This is a genomic window from Streptomyces sp. NPDC048258, from assembly GCF_043201995.1.
In the GTDB taxonomy this organism is placed as follows: Bacteria; Actinomycetota; Actinomycetes; order Streptomycetales; family Streptomycetaceae; genus Streptomyces.
Map to the genome: position 1 here is coordinate 53,969 of NZ_JBICZH010000016.1, position 16,693 is coordinate 70,661.

Sequence of the window (16,693 nt, forward strand, 5' to 3'; positions counted from 1 at the left end):
TGCGTGCCAGCCGGCCGTCTGAGGCCTCTCAGGCGGTGGCGGGCGCCGCGGCCTCGGGAGGCTCCGTGGGCTCAGGGGTCTCGGCGGGGACCGCGGCCCCGGTCTCGGCATCAGGGCGGCGGATGCGGTGCAGCCCCCTGCGGTCGTAGAGGTGGGTGACGGCGAAGCCGAAGATCAGCGCGGCGACCAGGGCGACACCCATCGCGGCCCACGCCCGGGTCAGGCCCGCGTCGGCCTGAGCTCCGTAGTAGAGCAGAGAACGCAGCCCCTCGGTGATCTGGCGCAGCGGCTCGAACTCGGCGAGGGCGCGGAAGAACCCGGGCAGCGCCTGAACGGGCACGGTGGCGCCGGACGAGGGGACGGCCATCGCGACGAAGACGATGGTGGCCAGCAGCATGCCGGGGGTGCCGAAGGCGGCGAACAGGGCCAGGCTGCCCATGCCGACGACCGCGATGGTGGCGACCGAGTAGAGCCACAGCAGGCCGAGGTGGGAGGCATCCATGTCGAGGATGGCGACCGTGGCGACCTCGACCAGGGTGCCCATGACCAGTGACACGCCGAGCATGAGCGCCATGCCGACGGCCAGGGTGCGGACGCGACTGGTGTGCTGAACGGGTTCACGCTTGCGGAAGGGGCCGAAATCGGTGTGCACGTAGCCGAGCGCGGTGTCGACCTGGGAGTTGACCACGTTGGCGCCGAGCATGCCGCAGACGACCAGGACCAGTGCGTAGTAGAAGGCGCTCAGGCCCATGGCACTGCGGGAGCCGACGGGGTGGCCGTCGGCGACGCTCACGGTCACCGGGTCGGCCAGCTTGAGCTGGGCGGCCGTCGGGAGCGGGGTCTTCTGGGCTCCGGCCTGCTTGAGGAGTTCCTGGCCGAGCTGGGCGGAGGCGGCGTGTGCGGCCTTCTGGGCCGCCTGGGAGGACATGGAGGAGCCGATGCTGCCGGCGGCCTGGTTGGTCAGCACGGTCAGGGTCGGCGGAGCGGCCTTGCCCTGGGGCGCGGGCTGCGGGGCAGTGAGCCCGGTCACCGTGGCGGAGAAGTCCTTGGGTATGACGAGGGCGCCGAAGACCTTGCCCCGGCCCAGCCGCTTGTCGGCCTCCTCACGGCTGACGACCTGCCAGTCGATGCTCTTGTCGCCCTTGGCGGCCTTCTGGATCCCCGAGACGACCTGCTCGCCCAGGTTGACCCGTTGGCCGTTGACGTCGGCGCCGCTGTCGGAGTTGACCAGGGCAACGGGCAGGTCGCGCAGGTTGCCCCTGGGGTTGACGTTGCCACCGACGTAGAGCAGGGCGAACAACATCGAGACCATCGCGGCGATGAGTCCCGTGCCGATCCACAGCTGGGGTCGGCGGAGCACGGAGGGGGGTGTGGAGTGAGGCATCGATCCTCCGGAGCGGCGGCGTTCCCAAGCTGGATACTTAAGCTATCCAGCCACTGGATAGTGGCAGTATCTTGTTGTGGTGTCCAATCGTCGATGACCGATACCGGACGCATGACCAGCAGGGAAGCCGCATGAAGATCTCGGAGCTCAGCCGGCGGACCGGCGTGCCGGTCGCCAGCATCAAGTACTTCCTGCGGCAGGGTCTCCTGCCCGCGGGACGGGCGACCGCCGCGACCCTGGCCGAGTACGGGGAGGAGCACGCGCAGCGGCTGCGGCTGATCAAGGCGCTGACCACACTCGGCGGCCTGTCCATCGCCGCCACTCGTGACGTGCTCGGGGCGGTCGACCAGGCCCACAGCTCCGAGGGCGCCCTCGGAGCGGTCAGCTACGCCCTCCCGGTGCCGGTGGCGGCCCAGCGAGCCGCAGGCGAGGGGGAGGAAGCCGAGGCCGACGCGACCGCCGGGGCCGAGGTGGCGGAGCTGCTCGCGGCCCTGGACTGGCAGGCGCCCGGCACGTCACCGCACGTGAAGGGGCTGGCGGCGGCCCTGAAGGAACTGCGACGGCTGGACGCGCAGTACGCCCCGGGCGAGCTCGCCGCCTACGCGAGGCTGGCCGAGTCGGTGGCCCGGCTGGACCTGGAGCGCGCGGCCGGCCTCGACGACCCGGTGGCCCTGGCCGAGCGGGCGGTCATCGTCTTCGCGATCTGCGCACCGGTGTTCGAGCTGCTGCGGCGTCTCGCCCAGGAGGACCAGGTCCGGCGCCGAGTCGCAGGCGACCGTGCCGAGTCCGCAGCGCCCCGGTAGCGCTCGTACGGAGGACGGCCGGGGCTGGGCGCCCAGTCCGCGTCCAGCAGGCCCAGGTGCCAGGTGCCAGGTGGCCGCCTGGCGGGCGTCGCCAGGCCGTCGCACAGCCCGCCGAGCGTCCGGCCGTCGTCCTCATGCCGCCGTTCCGCCGGCCGCCACGGCCGCCGTCCCCTTGACCATGCCAGGTCCCGGCCGTGGTGCCGATATCGGTTGCGGCCTGCGAGGGCTGGTCTTGCCGCGCGGACCCGGAGTCCCGGCCCATCCTGTCCAGCACCGTGACGATGAGGCTCTGGTGGGACGTTGTTCGTGGAGGAGCCGGCCGTTACCACGGCCTTCAGCCGCCAGACCCTGCAGCGCGCAGCTCCTGCCCGGCCACCGACTGCGCCGGCCCCGGCGGAGAGAGGCCCCGCCCGCCGCCCCCGGGGTGGGACTCCTTCAGGAGTGGAGGCTGCTCACGTAACGGCGAGCCGCTGCCTCGCTGGTGCCGAGTGCGGTCGCCACCGTCCCGATCGGCACTCCCCTGGTCAGCGCCTCACTCGGCGCGTCCGCACCCACGTCCGCGATGACGTCTGCGATCACGTACAGAAGATCGGCCAGCGCCTTCCACACCACCACCGGCTCCTCCCCCGCCGAACCCCCAAGCCGGCCGGCAAGCTCGGCCGCAACCGCGACGCGTGCCTCCGGCACGGGCACCGCACCAAGCGGGCGAAGAGCCGCGTGGCGCAACCGGCTGACATCGGCGCCCGCCGCGACGTCCTTCAGAGCTCCCCGGCACACCCTGCACGTCACCTCCTGTGCCCGGACCGCTGCTACCGGCGGCACCATCGGCCTCAGTGCGCAGCCACCCGCCGTCGGCGATTCCGCAGTGGTGGCGGTGGAGTCCTCCGCGCAGACGCCCACCCGGCCTGGGCATGTTCGGTCGGGGGCACTGAGCCCAGGCGGCGGCACGTGGTCGCGGAATGTCGGAGTTCTCGCCGGCACCGCTACAACCGCATCAGGAACCGCAACGCGGCCCGTAAGGGAAGGGACCACGCCGGTGAGCGCCGACCCGTACATGTCCGTTCACGTCGCCCGTGACCCCGACGGCCACGAGTCCGACGGCCGCCCGGACTGCACCTCCCGCGGCGCGGACCTACGCTGATCAGGTGACCTGCTGCGCCGGAGGCCATGGCGATTGCCGATGCCATCCGGAGCCGGCCAGAAGGAGGTGATGCCCGATGTCTGCACCCCGGGCAGCCGCGGCCCGCTGCGCGGCCGTCGGAACTGCCTGCTTGTTGATCTTCCCTGGCGCGGGCGCTGCCAGGGCCGATGACAACGGCATCGCCGACAAGAGCGCCCAGGCCATCGCGGACGCCACGCGCGAGGCCATGTCCGGGGTCACGTCCATGCGCATGGTGGCCAAGGTGACCGACGAGTCGGGCACCACCGCTCTGGATCTCCGATTCGACGAGACGGGCAACTGCGTCGGCACGGTCACACCTCCCGGCAACTCGGGCATGGCCGACGTCATCAAACGCGGCGACGACGTGTGGATGAAGCTCGACGATGCCCTTCTGCGAGCCCAAGTACCAGGTGATGCGGCCGAGGACGCGATCGCGCTCATCAACGGCCGCTACCTGCACGGCACTACGGGCAACTTCCTGTTGCGCGACTTCGCCGAATTCTGCGACCTGGACTTCTTCAAGAAGGAGTTCTCTTCGAAACCGGTGAACGAACAGCTGACCAAGGGCAAGCGGACCAGCGTCGACGACCGTCCGGCCATCACCGTCACGAGCCGGCGCGACGGAGAAACGGGCATGTACCAGGTCTCCACCGAAGACAAGCCGTACCTACTGCAGATTCAAGGCACCGATGCGTCCGGCGAGCGGGTGGAAGCCTCCTTCTCCGCATTCGACGAGCCCGTCACGGTCAGGCCCCCCGCGCCCGCCGACTCGGTGGACCTGTCCCAGCTCCAGTAGCACGGGCCCCATGGGGAGCCACTGCACGACACCGGCGCGGGCTCGCGCCGGTGTCGTGCACGGCTACGGTGCCTCCACGCTGCGGTCCGGTGCCCCAGGTCGCGTACGGTTCGCTCTCTCCGTTCGGCCCGGGGGCATTCGGCACCTCGCTGCCTGCGTGCTGTGAGGCCGCGGGAGCCATGCCTCACAGCACTGCGCCGGCTGCACGCGATGCCGCGAGGGCGGTACGCCGTCGCGAACAGCTCATCGGCAGGGGTACCACCTCACCGGCGCAGGATCACGCGATGCTGTCGAGAACCCGCTGCAGGTCACCGAAGGCGTAGGCCCAGTTGTGGCACTTGAAGCTGCGCATGTCCTCGATCGGGGTGCTGCAGCCATGACAGCGCAGCCCGGCGATGGCTTCCGGGGCCTCGGCGTTGACGTACTTGCGCTCACCCAGGATCACTTCGGCGATCATCTTGCGTTCGTGCACACCACCGAGTGCCGACGAGACGATGTCCAGCCAGCTGGGCTCCCTGCCGCATGCCGAACACTCCCGGGTGTCCCCGCTCAGCCAGAGCGGCGCGCCGATCGTGCCGGCCTCCATCCCCAGCAGCTCCTCGACCTTGCGCACGTCTTCCTCCCGGGTCACCCATCGGTGGCGGCCGGGCAGCGAGGCCGGGGAGTCGTATACGGCACGGAAGACGGCATCGCTCACGTTGTGGGTCTCGCGTCGGGACGTCATGGTGACCACTTTCATCGGAGGCACTGCCCGGTCTGCGGGCTGCGCGTATGACGGAACGCGGCTGACCTCCGGCGGCAATCCCGCCGCGGGCCGGACGGGGATCGGGATCAGCCTGTGGGACTCGCTTGGGGGGTGAGGGGTGGTGCGACTCCGCTGGTGGATCTCGCCCTCCCGCTCCCCGTAGAGCCCGTGATGTCGACTCCGAGCTTCTCGTGGCGAGGACGCAAGGAGAGACGCTTGCTCGCACAGGAGGGCGCGAAGTCGGGGATCACCACGCGGTTGGCCTATACGGAGTGTTCGCGCACTGTGGGAGTGAGTCCGGGGACTGCTGCGCCTGGAGCGTTCCCGCCGCGCCGCGCTCGATCCGCGACGTCACGCGGAGCGACATCCGACCCTCGTCATGTCCGCCGGGTTCGTTTGCCCGGACCGGGGCGCGCAACGGGCCGTACGTCGCCCACACGCTGAGCCGGACCACCGTCGTCACCATCCCTACGTCGCCCACGTGGCCTTGGTGGCGTCCCCGTACGCTCAGGAGATCACCCTCTCCTTACTCGACGCCCCGACCGCCCCGAAGACCGGCTGCATCACCGGCCTCAAGCCGCCCGAGCTCGAGATAGCCGAAGACCTGACGGGGCGGCGGCCGGGCTCTTCCACCGGTCCCAGCGACGATCAAGATGTGCGACCGGGCCGACCGCTCCCGGCCGAACGCTTCCCCGGCCGACGGCGATCGGTCGACGCCGGACGCCCCTGACTCAGGGACGGACCGTGCGGGACGGCAGGAGTCACCGTCTCACCGAGGTCGAGGCGGGGCGCGGGCTGTCGTCCCACCGGTGCCGCAGCAGTCGCGCCGCTGCATGTCGATCACCCTCATCCGGCTCACCACGAACACGACGCCGAAGAAGGTGGCGGACCGCCCGCCCCGCCACCTGCCGGGCAGGGAGCGGCATGCACTCGATGTGCGGACGGCCCCGGCCGCGCGCGCCGGGCCGGAATCACTGCCAGCGGTACGGCTTGATGCTCGGGTCGTAGGAACAGGTGACCGTGGTGCCGTTGGTGGCCCTGGCTGTGCGGCCGCGGTCGGCGTTGGGGCAGAACTGACCGTCGACGACGGGGTGGCCGTTGGAGGTACAGGCGTAGCCCTTCTTGCCGTCGGGGCAGGTGATCATGGAGCTGCCGTCACCGCCCGGCGCGGGCTTGGTGGGGGCGTGGGTCCGTTCCGGCTCCGGAGTGTAGGTGGACTTCGGCTGCGGGGCGGCGGGGGTGGGGGCAGCGGTCGCGGGCGGGGTGTACGCGGGGTCGTTCTTCTGGTCGAGGAAGCCGTGGAAGCTGACGGAGCAGTCGCCGGACTTCTCGGCGAGCTTGAGGGTGATGCCGACGGAAGGCGCGATCGGCGCGCCGTGCAGGGGGCTGGTAACGCAGACGAACCAGCCGTTGTGGTCCTGAGGAAGGGCTACGTCGTTGTGCAGGGCGGCCGGCGTGATGCGCGCGGCGGATATGTTCAGGCGCGCCAGCTCCTCCTGCGCCTGCTGAGAGGTTCGCCCGATCAAGGCGGGCATGACCGGATCCGGGGCGGCCGTGGGCGCCGAGGCGTCGGCGGACGGACTGACGGAGGAACTGACGGAGGAACTGACGGCCGGACCGGCCTTGCCTTTCCCGTCAGCCGTCGCACCGCCTTCACAGCCCGTAAGGGCGAGGACGCCGAGGATGGCAACAGGTGTGAGGTAGCGGGAAATCCACACGGTGCAGGTACTCCTCTTCTGAGAACGGCTATCACTGCGATGGCGCTGTCCGGCCGGTTCACAGACACGGCAGCGGCCCCCAGGCCTGCAGCGAGCCCCCGGACCGCACTGCGGAATGATGAGGCGGGGCGGCCGACATCACGGCAGCCGCCTATCTGGGACTGACCGCCCCATGTGATGCGGGCGGGCGACCCCCGCTACCGGTCCTGCTGATCCGAACGGGCTGCGTCGGACCGGTTACCGCCGGGGTCGAGCATTACCGGTGTCAGGGACAGCTCTCGCCGAACTTGACGACGCCGACTGAGATCTTGTCGGTGACGGGGATGGCTTTGTTCTTGGGGTCCTGGTCGCAGATCTCCCAGTTCGACAGGAGCAGCACCGTGCGTCCCTGGCCGCTGACGTCGTGGAACGAGGTGGCTTTGTAGCCGTCGGCGAAGCCTGCTGTCTTGAGCGCTTCCACGAGCAGGTCACCGGACTTGCCGGTCATGTCCGGTACCAGCGCAGTCCGCGGCGCGGCTTCCTGCGTCGGCGACGGCTCGGGCGCCTTGGCCGCCACGGGCGGGGTCGCGGTGACCGTGACGGTTGCGGTGACTGTGACGGTCACCGTGACAGTGGGGGCGGGCTTCGCCTCGGCGGACTTGGCCTCGGAGGGCGACATGGCCGCGGCGACCAAGGTGACGATGAGGAAGAGGGCGACCATGCCGCCGCACCCAAGGACCGCCTTCTGCTTGGCGTTGAGCTGACCGCCGGGCTTGCCGGGGCCACCTTCCGGCCGCGGGGGCAGGGGGTACCCAGCCCCCGCTTCTACGGGAGCTGGAGCGCCGTCGGGCTGCTGGGGGTAGCCGGGCGCAGGGGTGGGCACGGTCATGGATTGCTCCTCTGGCAGGAGAGAGGGGAGCCCCAACTTGGTGCGGTGAAGTGGGGTTCTCACACTGACGCCGGGAGCTGGCGGCGCTCAACATACAGGTTGAACATCGAACAATGCCAGGGTTCGTGACAGGTGCACCGTCCACGTTCCGCGGGCGGGGACGGGAGCCGCAGCTACCCCTCCCATGGGTGGTCCGGGCATCTGTACGAGCAGGTCGAGCAGCTCGGCACGGCCTACCACCCCGGTCAGTTGACGGTCAATGGATTGCGCGGCGCTGCCCGCGCTCGTGCGAAGACCTCCAGATCGAGGGCGGCGCCGGGCATGTCCGGGGTACCGGGCAGCACGAAACGTCGCCGCCACTGCGGGGTCGGTCTCACAACTGCGGTGGGACCGACCGGCCGAGAAACGCCGCAAGCCGATCGATGGCCGGAGCGGTCTCCTCGACGGGCTGCGGCTCGGCGAATCGTCCCGCTCGGGACTGAGTGGAGAGTTGGACCCGAACGAACGCCAGGGCCTGCTCGGCAAGGTCTTCAGGCAGCCGGGCAGGAATTCCGGCGGCCTGGGCGATGTCCCATCCGTGAGCGAGCAGGTCGTACAGGCGGATCTGCAAACGCTCGGCACCCGTGGCGCTCCCCAAGGCTCCGCGATAACTCCGCTCGAGTACTCCGGGACGGGAGAAAGCGGCCCGCAGCGAAGCGCTGGAGGACCGGTGGGCTCCGGCCGGGTCGTCGCCGAGCCGGTCTGCTCCGCGCTCGGGCATCGGGCCACCCTCGATCATGGCTGCGAACACCAGGTCCATGCCGACCAGATGATCGACCACCTCGCGCACGGTCCATTCCGCGCACGGCGTCGGCGCCTTCCACTGCTCGGGGCGGACCTCGGCGATCAGGTCGCCGACGGCTTCGCACGCGCGTGCGAGATCTTCAACAGAGACGGTGGTCATCCGGGGAGACTATGGCGTCACCTTCCAGACTGCCCACGGGTTTGTGCCGGTGCGGAGAAGCCCTGTCGAACCGGGTGGCCGCGCGACCGCTCAAGATCGATGAGCAGCACCTTTCACCAGTGCCGATTCCGCCCACCGAACGCCTGGCACAAGGCGGTCAGCCGCCGGTCGCCGAGAAGTGCTGGTAGTCGGGGTTGGACCAGCGCCCACCCCAGTGCCAGCCCACCTCCTCGAAGGCCCGGGTGAGGGCGTCGCCGCGGCGGATCATGCCCGGGGCGTGGCGGTCGCGCCGCAGATGCCGGCGGCCGGCGGGCGGGCGGGGGGTGCCGTGGCGGTCCACGTACGGGTTCTCCACCGGGTTGACGTCCACTGCCTCCCCTTGGGCGTGCCGGGAAAGGCGGCTGGGGTCGCCGGTGACCTGCCGGCAGTTGAAGGCGGACGTGTTGTCGTCTGCCATCGAACGGGCGTCGTCACCGCCGTAGGTCGCGGCCGACCGCATGCGACGGATGGGGAACCTCGCGTCGAACGCCTTGCCGAAGACGCGCAGGAGGGGGTGGACCGCCCGCTCGTGGACGACGAGTTCACCCCGGTGGACCTTGCCGTCGAAGCCCCAGTGGTTCATCCGGATCAGCCGCAGACGGTCGGGGCCGACCGGGCAGCCCGGCGCGTACGTCGCGCCCAGCGCCGCGGCAGGCACCGTCGCCACCTCGGCGGCCAGCTCAGGGTGGGCCTGGACACGGGCTGCGAGCGGGGGCGAAGGGACGGCCGTGCAGGCGAGGGTGACGGTGCACAGCACGGCGACCGCCGCGACGGCAGTGGAAGCAACGCGCACCACATCACGGTAAGGGGTCCGCCGCCAAGCCGCGCCGCGCCTCACACGGACCGGGCTCAGCCCGCGTCCCGCGGAGTGGGCCGTACCTCGAAGCCGAGCAGTTCCTCCGGCGCGGGTGTCTCCTCGCGGACCTCTACAGCGTGTACCTCGGCCGCCGCCGGTCCCGTACGCGCCCATCGCACCATCGCCGCAACGGCATCCCCGTCCCCTTCGAACAGCGCCTCGACATCGCCGTCGGGCAGATTCCGTACCCAGCCCGACACTCCCTGCGCGAGCGCCTCACGGCGGCAGGTGTCCCGGAAGAACACCCCTTGCACGGTCCCCGACACGATCACGCGCTTGCGTACCATGCTCAGACCATAAGGCCGGGTCTGCCCCGGCATGGGGTGTCCTGTCTCCGCCGTGTCGGCTCCGGCAGGGACAGTGTCCACCACCCCCTTCGACCCGGTCTGCGTCACGGACGGGCTATGGGCGTTCGATCTGTATCCGCTACCACCCCAGGCCGAGGACGCCGGGAACGTTCGCCGGGTCAGCTGTGGGTGATGGCTGGCCAGGCTGCGGGAAGGGTGTAGTGCCAGCCTTCCCGCCATCCGAACGGCGCGTCGACCAGGTCTTCGATCGAGGCGCCGGTCAGGAGGCAGTCGAGGGCCCATTTGTTGGCCGAGTGGGCGATGACCAGGACGCGCTGTCCGTGCCGGTCGGTGGCCAGCTCGTGGAGGAAGTCCGCGGTGGCGGCGATGACCTGGCGGTAGCTCTGGCCGTTGGGGAAGGGGACGTCGATGTGCCGGGAGCGTTCGGCGGCCAGGGCGGTGACCGGGCAGCCGTTGAGGTCTCCGTAGTCGCATTCGTGGGTGCCGAGATGCCCGGCCGCCCGGCGCCTCTCGCCGGTTGAACAGTGCGACCTCCGTATTCGTCCGGGTGGGGCCGTCGAAGGCGAGCGACCACTGCCTGGGCTGCTGTATCGCTGTGCGGTTGTCCGCAGTCACCTCACGGGACGGCGGGGCGCAGCCCGAGTCCAGGGACAAGCTGGTCCACCGTCATGCCGGCCGTGGGGGCGAACCACCCGCGACGTCCACCCGCTGCGCGGCCCCGGCCCCGGCGCCGCCGACGATCTGGACGCCGGGGAGACGCCCCGTGTACTCGTCCCGCGCGATCCGCCGGCAAGACCGCGACCGTCTCCTGGCTGGGCTCCACGTCGCCGCCGTTTTCATCTGGTCAGCAAGGTGATCCCGAAGCAGCGCCCTGCCCGTCCCCTACTTGAGCGGTGAGCGAGCCGGCCACGGCATGGGCCATGGCATGGGCCATGCGCTCGTAGAAGCGCCAGAGGAACGGGTCGCGGGGGCTGGGGGCGCCGAAGTAGCCCTGCGGCGTCACCCTGCGGGCGTGTTCGCCGCCTTTTCGCCATTCGGCCAGGTCCGCCGGCCCGAGGCCCGTCGGCTGAAGCCGGGTCATGGCGTCGTAATCGACGAGCTCAGGAAACCAGCGCATCATCAGCGCACTCTCGATCTCCTCGGCATGGACGCCGAGTTCACCGGTCAGCTCCAGGCCCTCGAACAGCGGCTGCATGGCGAACGTGGCCAGAGCGGGTGTCTTCGCCGCCTCGCCCAGGCGGTCGGCGATGAAGTCGGGCTCGATGAGGACGACCCCCGTGCTGCCTTCCTCGTGTCGGCGCGTCACGACGTCGAGGAGCATCCGGTTGTGAGCGATGTCGCCCTGATGGTTGATCACGAAGATGTGCCGGAACCCGTCTGTGGCGAGGGATTCCATGATGTCGAAGTGCAGTGCGGCCGCGGTCTCGGGACGTGTGCGGAACGTCCCGGCGAAGGCACCGGAAACCTGATTGACGCCCCAGAACACAGGTGGGGCGATCAGCGCCGGTATCTGGTGCCGGTCGAGCTCGTCCTTCACCATCCGGCACAGCTGGTAGGCGCCGTAGGCGTCGGTGCCCAGCGGCAGATGGGGGCCGTGCTGCTCGATGACACCTGTGGGCAGCAAGACGCATGCGCCGGCGGCGGCCGCCGCCTCCACCTGCGGGTATGTGAGGTCGGCCATCGTCCCTGCGAAGACCGAGTATCCGCTGTGCATGAACTTCCCCCGTACGTGATGTCCTGACCGGCCTGATCACCGGTCGTGATCATCTTCGCCAGGACGAGCAGCCGCCCAAAAGCGGCACCTACACCGCAAATCACGCCTGCGCCTTGTAGGGAGATCACAAAATGGCCTCCGCGAGCCACCTCTCCGGACTCCACCTGTCGGCACCTCCGCACCTCCCTCTGGCCCGCACGAGCCACGGTCATGTCGAAGCCGAAGCGTGTGGAGCTGCCCCTCTGCCGCAGTGGCGGGATGCCCCGGATGCGGGACGGACGCGCGGGGCAAGGCGGGAGACAAAGTTGGAGGGGCTGGACTCGGTGGACTGGCGCGGGCTGGAGGCGCGTACGGCCGGAGCGCCCCGGCCACCGACGTGCCGAAGGTGTTGTGGCGGATCGCCGGGCGGACGCCGCCGCCGGGCCGGAGGCCGCGGAGCGGGCGTACGGCGATCTGCCTGCAAGACGGGGAGATCCGCGCCCGGATCGACCCGGTACTCGCGCTGCCATCATGCTGCCCTCACGGGCCCGGCCCGCACCGGACGGTCCCCCGGCCGACCATGCCCCGGTGGCCCCGGACCGCACGACACGGAACTGAACGGCGAACGCCCGGGGTGCGTCTGAACGAGCGACAGCAGACCTTCCCCTGAGGGGACTTCAGCCCGTGCCCTCGTGGGCGCCGACCTTCTGGGAGACCGCGTCCTGGAGCGGTTTCATACGGTCCACGAGCTGAAGACGGCCATGTTGAACTGGTTGTTCCGGTCGTCCTTGTAGAGGGCGATCTGCTCGCCGACGCAGCCCGCGCTGTCGTCGATCATGGCGGCCAGCCGGGGTCCGACCCCGTCCCGCTCCGTGCAGGACTCCATCACGGTCGAGCCCAGCCGGGTGAAGGTGGCGCCGGAGGCACCCTTGACCTGGGCCGGGAACAGTTCGGCGAGCGGCACCATCGGCCGCGTGTCGGCGGCCACGGCCGCCGTGCCCCGTGACGGCGCGGTCGACGGCGCGGCGGAGGTCGCCCTGGCAGGTGTGGACGCCGCCGGAGCGGGCGCGGCGGCGCCGTCGCCGGCGTCGGGTGACACTCCGGTGTACTTCAGCACGGCGAAGGCGGCGCCCGCCGCCACCAGCGCCAACGCCAGGTTCAGCGGCCACGCCCGCCGGGGCCGGGGCGCGGACTGCAGACCGGAGTCTTCCGCTTCGAACCGCCTGACGAAGTCATTCCACTCATCGTCACCCTGGCCGCTCCGGCCCGTGGGTATCTCGTTGTTGTTCGGCACGCACGAACCCTAGTGATCAGCGCGGGTCAACTGAATAGCCGCAGGTCACAGCCTCATTACTCTGCTGTCTCGTTTCACGGGGCCGGGGCCTTCGGCCCGTTGGGGATGTCCGCTTCGCTCCACCCCTGCTCCCTCCGGATTCGAACGCGGCGCCCCCGTCGGCCAGTGGCCGCATCGCTCTCAACACGCTTGGGACCGGCTGCCGCCGCCGGCCCGTCGGCTGGTCGGCGCGGCCCACACGATCCCCGTGCGCGAAGCGGTCGACCACGCCTTTCAGCCGGTCGACACGGCCCATCCGGTCGGTGCCGACGTCGACGCCGCCAGTCCCCTGCACGTCCACCGCCGCCGCTGACCCCCGCACCACACCCCCGGCAGGGGCCGGCCAGCACCCGGGCATGCCGGGGCCGGTTGCACCCGGCAGCGGCGCCGCCTGATCATCCTGTCGACGGCGATCGCGACGCACCCGTTCTGGTGTCCCGGCCGGTCTTCCGCGCTGCGTACGGAGCTGAGCCGCGCCGACAGGTCCGCCACGGCACCCGGGTGACCGGCGGGTGAGACCGCGGTGGTCAGGACGGGTTCCTCCGGCTCGGTGGCCGGAGGCTGGTGCTCGTCCCTGCGCGGCAGGAGGAACGGGGTGGCCAGGAGCAGCACGCCGGCGATGCCGATCGCGATGCGTGCGTCGGTGACAGCGGCCAGGACGCCCCACAGGGCGGTCAGCACGGCGATCGCGCCGGTGCCGGTCACTTTCCAGGCCATCAGGACCAGTTCGACGGCGATGACCAGGATCACGCCGGCGTTCCCGGGCATGACGAAGAACAGCCCGACGGGCCACAGACCGAGGTGCCCGGGCAGCGCGGTGCAGCAGGGGCGACGTGGCCGAACTGCGGCCCCTCGGGCAGCGGTTCGACATCGCCGTGGCGGTCCAGCTGCTCAACTACGCGGAGGAAGTCGCCGCCATGGAGCGGATGTGCCGCAAGGCGCACCGGAGCCTGGCGCCCGGCGCCGGGTTCTTCGTACTCGACCAGAGACACCCGACTACCGCTTCGACGGGCCGTCCCTGGACAAGTACGGCTTTCGCTCCGAGCCGACCGGCGAGGAGGCCGAGACCGGACCGCAAGTCAGGATCACGGCGCTGCTCGACCACCAGCCGATCGAGTTCGTCACCACCTGCCCGCGCCGCGAGGTCTACGAGGAGTGTCTGCGGACTGCCGGATTCAGCGAGGTGACCTGGGTTCCGCTGGAGGTGTCCGATGCCGGAGTGCGCGCGTTCGGTGCGGACTTCTGGGCGGACTTTCTCGCCAATCCCCCACTGGAGATGCTGCGCTGCCGCGCCTGACGACCGGCCGGACCGTCCCGGTGGCCCGACCTCTGGATGCGCCCGAACGGGGGTAGGGCCGCCGGGCGTTGGTCCTGGCCGCTGAGCGGTTTCGAGGAAGTCCGGCCGCGTCGGGTTCCGATCCTCCTCAGGGCCCGAGCAGTTCGCGAACGCGCGCCTCGATCTGGTCCCGGATCCGGCGGACGGACTCCAGGCCCTGACCGGCGGGGTCGTCGAGTTTCCAGTCGAGGTACTTCTTGCCGGGGAAGACGGGGCAGGCGTCCCCGCAGCCCATGGTGATCACGACATCGGATGCCTGGACCGCGTCGACGGTCAGGATCTTCGGGATCTGGGCGGAGATGTCGATGCCCACCTCGGCCATCGCTTCGACGACGGCCGGGTTCACGGCGTCGGCCGGGGCCGAGCCGGCCGAGCGGACCTCGATGCGGCCTTCGCCGAGGTGGGTGAGGAAGGCAGCGGCCATCTGCGACCGGCCGGCATTGTGGACGCAGACGAACAGCACGGACGGGCGCGAGGAGGACGGGTTCACGGCGGGGATCTCCAGAAGGTTCAGCGGGCGGGAACAGCAGCGGCGAGCGGGACGGCGGTCCCGGCAGCGGCACGGGCGGGCGGGCCGAAGACCACGGCGGTCAGCCCCAGACCGACGGCTGCGCCGACGAGCTGGGCAGCGACGAACCCCGGCACGGAGGCAGGGGTGATCCCGGCGAAGGAATCGGTGAAGGCCCGGCCGATGGTGACCGCCGGGTTCGCGAACGAGGTGGACGAGGTGAACCAGTAGGCCGCCCCGATGAACGCGGCCACCACGGCCGGGGCCAGGCTCGCCCGGCCGGCCCGAGCCAGGCCGAGGACCACCAGCAGGAGTCCGGCCGTCGCCACCACCTCGCCCAGCCACAGGTGGGAGGCGGAGCGGTCATGGCCGGAGAAGGTGACCGCGGGCAGCCCGAACATCGCGTTCGCCAGCACCGAGCCGGCTATCGCGCCTGCGATCTGGGCGGGCACATACACCGCGACGTCCCGCAGGGACATCCCCTCACCCGAGCGGCGGCCCGTGATCCAGGCGGCCAAGGTGACCACGGGGTTGAAGTGGGCGCCCGAGACCGGCCCGAACACCGCGATCAGCACCCCCAGCCCGAATACGGTCGCCAGGCAGTTGGCCAGCAACTGCGTGCCGACGTCCCTCGACAGCTCGGTCGCCTGGATGCCGGAGCCCACCACGACCGCCACCAGACCGGCGGTCCCTACCGCTTCCGCGGCCGCACGCCGGCCCAGCGGAACGAGGGCGTTCACGCGCTCACCCCGGCGGCCTGCGAGCCCAGCAGGGCAGCCGCCAGCCTCTCCAGCGCGGCGGGCAGCACCCAGTAATAGACCCACGTCCCGCGGCGTTCGCAGTCGACGAGACCGGCCTGCCGCAACAGCTTGAGGTGGTGGGAGATCGTCGGCTGGGACAGCTCGAAGGCCGGCGTCAGCTCGCACACACAGACCTCGCCCCCGTCCCGCGAGGCGATCATCGACAGCAGCCGCAACCGGACGGGGTCGCCCAGGGCCTTGAACACTTTTGCCAGGTCGGCGGCCTGGTCCTCGTTCAGCGGCGCGGCCGCCAGCCCCCCGCAACACGCGTCCTCGGCGTCCTGACCGAGCACCCCGAGCTCTTGTTTCGACATGCTTCTATGTTGACGTTTTGCCATTCAAGGCGCAAGCTTGAATCGAAAGATGTCGATGCAAGCAGATCCGGGCCCCGTCAGGCCCCGACAGCTTGGAGTGCACGTCATGAGCGAGCAGAGCAACGACCTCCGCGAGACCGTCCGGCAGCACTATGCCGCAGCCGCCGTCCAGGTCACCGAGGGCGGAAGCGCCTGTTGCGGGCCGCAGGCCATCGAGGTCGACGACACCTTCGGCTCCACCCTCTACGCCGACGACCGCGAGGCTCTGCCCGCCGAGGCCGTCGCCGCCTCGCTGGGCTGCGGCAACCCCACCGCAGTCGCCGACCTCCGTGAAGGCGAACGCGTCCTGGACCTCGGCTCCGGAGGCGGCATCGACGTCCTCCTCTCCGCCCGCCGAGTCGGCCCCACCGGGACGGCGTACGGACTGGACATGACCGAGGAGATGCTCGCCCTGGCCCTCGCCAACCAGAAGAAGGCCGGCGCCACCAACGTCGAGTTCCTCAAGGGCGTCATCGAAGCCATCCCCCTCCCGGCGAACACGATCGACGTCGTCATCTCCAACTGCGTCGTCAACCTGTCCACCGACAAGCCCGCCGTCTTCGCCGAGACCTTCCGTGTCCTGAAGCCCGGCGGCCGCATCGGCATCTCCGACGTCCTCGCCGACGACACCCTCACCCCCGGGCAGCGGGCCGAGCGCGGGGAGTACGTCGGCTGCATCGCCGGAGCCCTGTCGTTCACCGAATACCGCGACGACCTCCGGGCCGCGGGCTTCACCGACATCGAGATCACCCCGACCCACGCCGTCGCCGACGGCATGCACTCCGCCATCGTCCGGGCAGCCAAGCCCGCCGCCACCGCGGCCGAAGCCGTCCCTGCGGCGAAGACCTGCTGCGGGGTCACCGCCTGCTGCACCCCTGCAGAGGTATCAGCGGACCCGGACACCACCGTCGGTGAAGCCAAGGCCGCAGTCGGCTGCGGCTGCGGCTGCGGGAGCTGAATTCGCGGAGCACCCGTCCGGATCCTGGTGGCGAACACGATGGGCGACGTGCCGACACCCAGTGCGAAGTGCCGGCATCCCGCGGAACCC

General features: G+C 70.7%; 19 protein-coding genes. 4 read left to right on the plus strand and 15 right to left on the minus strand.

Going from position 1 to position 16,693, the window contains the following annotated elements:
* Positions 1-28: 28 nt before the first annotated feature.
* The gene (locus tag ACGFYQ_RS30075) at positions 29-1,360 is read right to left on the minus strand and encodes a YhgE/Pip domain-containing protein (protein WP_393749315.1); all 1,332 of its coding nucleotides are present in this window, start codon (positions 1,358-1,360) and stop codon (positions 29-31) included.
* 155 nt (positions 1,361-1,515) lie between these two features.
* On the opposite strand from ACGFYQ_RS30075, the gene ACGFYQ_RS30080 reads away from it, so the two are divergent.
* A complete protein-coding gene (locus tag ACGFYQ_RS30080; protein WP_393749316.1) occupies positions 1,516-2,187 on the plus strand; it encodes a MerR family transcriptional regulator in 672 nt (223 codons plus the stop codon).
* Between the two features lie 435 nt (positions 2,188-2,622).
* On the opposite strand, the gene ACGFYQ_RS30085 is transcribed toward ACGFYQ_RS30080, so the two are convergent.
* Positions 2,623-2,874, minus strand: coding sequence for a hypothetical protein (locus ACGFYQ_RS30085; protein ID WP_393749317.1), 252 nt, complete (start codon positions 2,872-2,874; stop codon positions 2,623-2,625).
* Between the two features lie 530 nt (positions 2,875-3,404).
* Between ACGFYQ_RS30085 and ACGFYQ_RS30090 the strand changes: the two genes are divergently transcribed.
* Positions 3,405-4,145 carry a hypothetical protein gene (locus ACGFYQ_RS30090; RefSeq protein WP_393749318.1) on the plus strand — a complete coding sequence of 247 codons (741 nt, stop codon included), beginning with the start codon at positions 3,405-3,407 and terminating at the stop codon, positions 4,143-4,145.
* A gap of 277 nt (positions 4,146-4,422) precedes the next feature.
* On the opposite strand, the gene ACGFYQ_RS30095 is transcribed toward ACGFYQ_RS30090, so the two are convergent.
* The 10 genes from ACGFYQ_RS30095 to ACGFYQ_RS30140 all read right to left on the minus strand — a co-directional run bounded on the left by ACGFYQ_RS30095 (position 4,423) and on the right by ACGFYQ_RS30140 (position 13,416).
* Complete coding sequence (locus ACGFYQ_RS30095) at positions 4,423-4,869, minus strand: hypothetical protein (protein WP_393749319.1); 447 nt, start codon at positions 4,867-4,869, stop codon at positions 4,423-4,425.
* 992 nt (positions 4,870-5,861) lie between these two features.
* A complete protein-coding gene (locus tag ACGFYQ_RS30100) occupies positions 5,862-6,425 on the minus strand; it encodes a hypothetical protein (protein ID WP_393749320.1) in 564 nt (187 codons plus the stop codon).
* Between the two features lie 448 nt (positions 6,426-6,873).
* Positions 6,874-7,476 carry a hypothetical protein gene (locus ACGFYQ_RS30105; protein ID WP_393749321.1) on the minus strand — a complete coding sequence of 201 codons (603 nt, stop codon included), beginning with the start codon at positions 7,474-7,476 and terminating at the stop codon, positions 6,874-6,876.
* 373 nt (positions 7,477-7,849) lie between these two features.
* On the minus strand, positions 7,850-8,419 hold the full coding sequence (locus tag ACGFYQ_RS30110; protein WP_393749322.1) for a TIGR03086 family metal-binding protein: 570 nt from the start codon (positions 8,417-8,419) through the stop codon (positions 7,850-7,852).
* Between the two features lie 157 nt (positions 8,420-8,576).
* Positions 8,577-9,251 carry a M15 family metallopeptidase gene (locus ACGFYQ_RS30115; RefSeq protein WP_393749323.1) on the minus strand — a complete coding sequence of 225 codons (675 nt, stop codon included), beginning with the start codon at positions 9,249-9,251 and terminating at the stop codon, positions 8,577-8,579.
* Between the two features lie 56 nt (positions 9,252-9,307).
* Complete coding sequence (locus tag ACGFYQ_RS30120) at positions 9,308-9,601, minus strand: acylphosphatase (RefSeq protein WP_393749324.1); 294 nt, start codon at positions 9,599-9,601, stop codon at positions 9,308-9,310.
* Positions 9,602-9,780: 179 nt separating this feature from the next.
* Positions 9,781-10,233 (minus strand): histidine phosphatase family protein, encoded by a 453-nt coding sequence (locus ACGFYQ_RS30125; RefSeq protein ID WP_393749423.1) that lies wholly within the window; start codon positions 10,231-10,233, stop codon positions 9,781-9,783.
* Between the two features lie 233 nt (positions 10,234-10,466).
* Entirely contained in the window at positions 10,467-11,336 is an 870-nt protein-coding gene (locus tag ACGFYQ_RS30130; protein WP_393749325.1) for a creatininase family protein, read from the minus strand.
* Positions 11,337-12,048: 712 nt separating this feature from the next.
* A complete protein-coding gene (locus ACGFYQ_RS30135; RefSeq protein WP_393749326.1) occupies positions 12,049-12,609 on the minus strand; it encodes a hypothetical protein in 561 nt (186 codons plus the stop codon).
* 273 nt (positions 12,610-12,882) lie between these two features.
* Positions 12,883-13,416: a hypothetical protein gene (locus ACGFYQ_RS30140; protein WP_393749327.1), complete on the minus strand. Its 534-nt coding sequence runs from the start codon at positions 13,414-13,416 to the stop codon at positions 12,883-12,885.
* A 160-nt stretch (positions 13,417-13,576) separates the two neighbouring features.
* Between ACGFYQ_RS30140 and ACGFYQ_RS30145 the strand changes: the two genes are divergently transcribed.
* Positions 13,577-13,945, plus strand: coding sequence for a hypothetical protein (locus ACGFYQ_RS30145; protein WP_393749328.1), 369 nt, complete (start codon positions 13,577-13,579; stop codon positions 13,943-13,945).
* A 127-nt stretch (positions 13,946-14,072) separates the two neighbouring features.
* Here ACGFYQ_RS30145 and ACGFYQ_RS30150 read toward each other — a convergent pair whose 3' ends face one another.
* From ACGFYQ_RS30150 to ACGFYQ_RS30160, 3 genes are read right to left on the minus strand one after another with little or no spacing between them, the layout of a single operon-like run.
* Positions 14,073-14,474 carry an arsenate reductase ArsC gene (locus tag ACGFYQ_RS30150; RefSeq protein WP_393749329.1) on the minus strand — a complete coding sequence of 134 codons (402 nt, stop codon included), beginning with the start codon at positions 14,472-14,474 and terminating at the stop codon, positions 14,073-14,075.
* A 20-nt stretch (positions 14,475-14,494) separates the two neighbouring features.
* Positions 14,495-15,232: an aquaporin gene (locus ACGFYQ_RS30155; RefSeq protein ID WP_393749330.1), complete on the minus strand. Its 738-nt coding sequence runs from the start codon at positions 15,230-15,232 to the stop codon at positions 14,495-14,497.
* Positions 15,229-15,606 (minus strand): ArsR/SmtB family transcription factor, encoded by a 378-nt coding sequence (locus tag ACGFYQ_RS30160; RefSeq protein ID WP_393749331.1) that lies wholly within the window; start codon positions 15,604-15,606, stop codon positions 15,229-15,231. The genes ACGFYQ_RS30155 and ACGFYQ_RS30160 overlap by 4 nt, the downstream gene beginning before the upstream one ends.
* A gap of 106 nt (positions 15,607-15,712) precedes the next feature.
* Here ACGFYQ_RS30160 and arsM point away from each other — a divergent pair, with 106 nt between their 5' ends.
* The gene (gene arsM, locus ACGFYQ_RS30165; RefSeq protein ID WP_393749332.1) at positions 15,713-16,603 is read left to right on the plus strand and encodes an arsenite methyltransferase; all 891 of its coding nucleotides are present in this window, start codon (positions 15,713-15,715) and stop codon (positions 16,601-16,603) included.
* Positions 16,604-16,693: the final 90 nt, after the last annotated feature.